The 4,176-nt window shown below is 74.4% G+C and carries 4 protein-coding genes; 2 read left to right on the top strand and 2 right to left on the bottom strand.

Annotation, left to right across the window (positions count from 1 at the left end; all coding sequences use genetic code 11):
- The coding region (locus FHG89_RS00445; protein WP_139581887.1) for a helicase-associated domain-containing protein at window positions 1-2,222 on the bottom strand (2,222 nt) is incomplete at its 3' end.
- A gap of 84 nt (window positions 2,223-2,306) precedes the next feature.
- Here FHG89_RS00445 and FHG89_RS00440 point away from each other — a divergent pair.
- Complete coding sequence (locus tag FHG89_RS00440; RefSeq protein ID WP_139581886.1) at window positions 2,307-2,930, top strand: HAD family hydrolase; 624 nt, start codon at window positions 2,307-2,309, stop codon at window positions 2,928-2,930.
- 27 nt (window positions 2,931-2,957) lie between these two features.
- Window positions 2,958-3,344 carry a cold-shock protein gene (locus FHG89_RS00435; RefSeq protein WP_088986676.1) on the top strand — a complete coding sequence of 129 codons (387 nt, stop codon included), beginning with the start codon at window positions 2,958-2,960 and terminating at the stop codon, window positions 3,342-3,344.
- Here FHG89_RS00435 and FHG89_RS00430 read toward each other — a convergent pair.
- Entirely contained in the window at window positions 3,305-4,135 is an 831-nt protein-coding gene (locus tag FHG89_RS00430) for a 1,4-dihydroxy-6-naphtoate synthase (protein ID WP_139581884.1), read from the bottom strand. The genes FHG89_RS00435 and FHG89_RS00430 overlap by 40 nt on opposite strands.
- Window positions 4,136-4,176 lie beyond the last annotated feature (41 nt).

Here is a 4,176-nt window from a genome sequence, read left to right as displayed (position 1 = left end):
GCCGGTGCCCGCCGCGCCGCCCGCGCCGCCGCGTCGCCCCGCCGAATGTGCTCCACCACCCCGAGCAGGCGCGGCATGGGCAGCTTCGGAGCGGCAAGCGGGTCCAGCGTCCGGGTGGTCATCGGAACCCGGGCCGGCGCCCGTCGGATCCGGGGCCGGGACAGCACGGTGCCGCCGGTGGCGTCCTCCTGCACCGGCGCGTACCCGGCGTCGCGCAGCGCGCCCAACAGCCGACCCACCTGGTACGGGGTGCACAGCACCGTCGGCGCGAGCCGGCGCAGCGTCAACGGCTCCAGCCGCCGGTCGGCAAGCACCTCGCTGAGCAGCGCCTCGTCGTCGCTGCGCAGGTACGCCCCGGCCAGGCCGACCCGCAGGCCGCCGTGCTTACGGGCCACGTCGTCCACCAGGTAGGTCAGGCCCTGCGGCACCGGCGTACGGGACCGGCGCCGGAACACGTCGTGCAGGTCACCGGCCGAGTAGCCGGAGTCCAACGCCCGCCGCACGCTCGCCGTGGTGACCCGGTGCACGCTGGCCCCGCCGGCCGACTCGAGTTCGGTCATCGCCTCCAACTCGGCGGCGAGCGCCGGTTCGGGCGGGCCGGGTACCACCACGGTCAGGTCGGCCTGCACCAGGAAGTGGTCGACCGGCGCGGGCAGCAACGCGTCCAACGCGCGGGCGGCGTCCGACGGGTCGCCGCTCTCGACGTCCGCGTGCACGCCCAGCGGGTCGTCCGCGCCCCGCTCGTCGGCCGACGTCAGGTCGTCCAGCAGCAGCCGCCCGTACGAGGTGAGCGCCCCCAGCCCGGTGACGCCGAGCTGCGCCGCCTCGGCCAGCACCTCCCGGTGGCCGGCCTCCCGACCCCGGCTGCGCCGCGGCGCCCGCCAGTCCAGCAGATCCTGCACCTCCTCCGGGGTGGGCGCGGTCGCCGGCTCCAGGTCGGCGAGCACGCCGAGGACGGCCCGTCGGGTGGCCGGCGCGCCGGCCCGTTCGGCCTCGGCGGAGAGCGCGGTGATCGGCCGGTCCCGGTCGTCGCGACGACCGACCAGTCCCACCTGCCGGGTCATCGTCAGCCAGGCACGGGCCAGCTGTTCCCAGCGCTGCGCCAGCGACGCGGCCCGCCACACCTCGTACCCGCCGGTGGGCATCACCTGCTGATCCACCCCGTACCGGGTGGCGGCAGCGCCGGGCATCTCCAGCTCACCGGCGAGCCCCGCCGCGTACGCGACCTCCAGCAGCAGCGCGGTCGTCGGCTCGTCCAGGCTGGCGGTACGCGCCAACCGTCGCAGGTCGCGTACCCCGATGCCGCCGGAGCGCAGCACCGGCGCGGGTTCGGCGGCGAGCTGCTCCAGCAGCCCCTCGGTGTGTCGGACCACCTCCATGGTCTGCCCGGCGCCGGCCGAGTCGACGGCCTTCGCCTCGCGCGGTGCGGCGGCCACCGGCGGTGGACTGGTACGCAGCGGACCGAGCGGGCCGCTGTCGCGGCGCAGCAGCAGGCCGACCTCACGGGGCAGTTCGACGGTGCCGCTCGCCGTCGACGAGCCGGCCGAGATGGGCACGAGCAACCGGTTGTCGACCAGCCAGCGCACCGGGGAGCCGGCCGGGGCGCCGCCGTTTGTCGGGTCGGAGAGGACCGGGTCCTCCGCGCCGACGGGTGGCGCCTGCAACGCGCCCGGGGGCACGCTGCCCACCGGGGGACCGGCCGCCAGCCGGTCCAGGATCGCCCGGGCGGACGGGGGCGCGGCGAGCAGCGTCCTGCGCAGTTTCGCCGGGTCCGCGCAGATCGCGGCCGTGCGCGGGTCCAGGTCAGCGGCGGGCCGGCCGAGTCCGGCGGGGTACGGGGCCACCTCGTCGACGGCGCCCGCCACGTGCATCGCGTGCTCCGGGCCGTACAGCAGGAAGAGCGCTCGTAGCCGGCCCACGGCGGCCCGGACGGCCGTCGGTGCCGGCGGGTGCGGCCCGGCGGTCGCCATGGCGAGCACCGCGTCGGTGGCCGTGGTGCCGTCGTCCGGGTTCCGGGTGAGGCGGGCGGCGTCGAGGATCTGGAGGGTGAACTGGTCCAGCCCGTCCAGCGCGCGGGCCACCGAGACCCGGGACTGGGCCCGGATGGCCAGCGCGGAGATGTCGGCCGGTACGGGCACGACGAGGTCGGGCCGCAGTTGCAGGAGTGCGGCCAGTGACTCGTCGGGTAGCGACCGCAGGTGGTCGGCGAGTGAGGTGCTCATCGTCTTTCCACGCTAGCCCGGCACCCGGCCGTCGCGCCCCTCGGACGTCCGCCCGGTCGGGAGTCTGCGGGTACGTTTCTCGACATGTCTGCGCTGACCGTCGGATTCGATCTCGACATGACCCTGGTGGATTCCCGTCCCGGCATCGCCGCGACGTTCCGGGCGTTGACCGCGAGGACGGGTGTGCCGGTGGACGCCGACCTGGCCGTGTCCCGGCTCGGCCCGCCGCTGCGTACCGAGATCGCGCACTGGTTCCCGCCGGAGCAGGTCGAGTCGGCGGTGCACGCGTACCGCGAGTTGTACCCGGCGTACGCGATCACCCCGACGGTCCCGATGCCGGGCGCGCGGGAGGCCATCGACGCGATCCGTGCACGGGGCGGTCGGGTGCTTGTCGTCACCGCGAAGATGGGCCGGCTGGCCCGACTGCACCTGGAGCACCTCGGGTTCACTGTCGACGAGCTGGCCGGTGACCTGTTCGCCGAGCAGAAGGCGACCGCCCTGCGGGAGCACGACGCGACCCACTACGTCGGTGACCATGTGGCGGACATGGTGGCGGCGGGGGTCGCCGGGGTGCCCGGAATCGCCGTGGCGACCGGCCCGTGCTCGCCCGACGAGTTGCGCGCGGCGGGCGCGAAAGTGGTTCTGGACGATCTCAACGGATTCCCAGGGGCGCTCGACGGCATGATCCAGCTAGCCTTGGAGCAGTAGCGGCTCAAGTGAAGCAGGGGTTTTCAGGTGCCTACGGGTCGAGTGAAGTGGTACGACACGGCCAAGGGATACGGCTTCGTCACCAGTGACGAGGGCGGTGACGTGTTCCTACCCAAGGGTGCGTTGCCGGCGGGCGTCACCGACCTCAAGGGTGGTCAGCGGGTCGACTTCAGCGTGGTGGACAGCCGCCGGGGCGCGCAGGCCATGGGCGTCAAGCTGCTGGACGCGCCGCCGTCGATGGCGGAGTTGCGTCGCCGGCCGGCGGAGGAGCTGCACGGCCTCGTCGAGGACATGATCAAGGTGCTGGAGGCGAAGGTCCAGCCGGACCTGCGTCGTGGCCGGTATCCGGACAAGAAGACCGCGCAGAAGATCGCTCAGCTGGTCCACGCGGTCGCGCGCGAGCTGGAGGTCTGAGGCACCAGCCCGGCGGTGGCGGCGCGGTCGAGGAGCGCCGTCACCGCGGCGAAGCCGGCCTCGCCCAGGTCCGCGGTGAACTCGTTGACGTAGAGGCCGATGTGCCGGTCCACCACGTCGAGTTCCATCTCCTGGGCGTGCGCGAGGACGTACTCCCGGCTGGCCGCCGGGTCAGCCCAGGCCTGCCGGACCGACTCGCGGACCCAGCCGGCGGCGGCTTCCGGGTCGACCGCGCCGCGCCGGGCCAGGATCGCGCCGAGGGGGATGGGGAGGCCGGTGTCGGCCTCCCACCATTCGCCGAGGTCGACAAGCGCGGTCAGGCCGTGCCGATGGTAGGTGAACCGGGCCTCGTGGATGACCAGTCCGGCGTCGTAGCGGCCGGCCGCGACGCCCGGCATGATCTCGTGGAACGGGACCACCTCGATCCGCGCCGGCGGTTGGCCGGCCGACCAGAGCCGGAACAGCAGGTACGCGGTGGTCCGGTCGCCCGGCACCGCCACCGTGGCGCCGGTCAGGTCGGTGCGGTCGCCCTTGGTGAGCACCAGCGGTCCGCAGCCGCGCCCGAGCGCCCCGCCGCAGGGCAGCAGGTGGTAGTCGTCGAGCAGCCACGGCAGTGCCGCGAAGCTCACCTTCACCAGGTCGAACGCGCCCCGTTCGGCGGCCGTGTTGGTGACGTCCACGTCCGCGTACGTGACCTCGACCGGCGGCGCACCCGGCACCCGGCCGTGCACCAGCGCGTGGAAGACGAACGTGTCATTGGGGCAGGGCGAGATCGCCAGAGAGAGCGCCACGCCCCTCACGTTAGCCCCGCCCCCGGCCCACGGCCCGTGCC

This window comes from Micromonospora orduensis (genome assembly GCF_006228125.1).
Lineage (GTDB): Bacteria > Actinomycetota > Actinomycetes > Mycobacteriales > Micromonosporaceae > Micromonospora > Micromonospora orduensis.
Note: the sequence above shows the minus strand (reverse complement) of the source record. Positions and strands in the feature narration are given on the sequence as shown.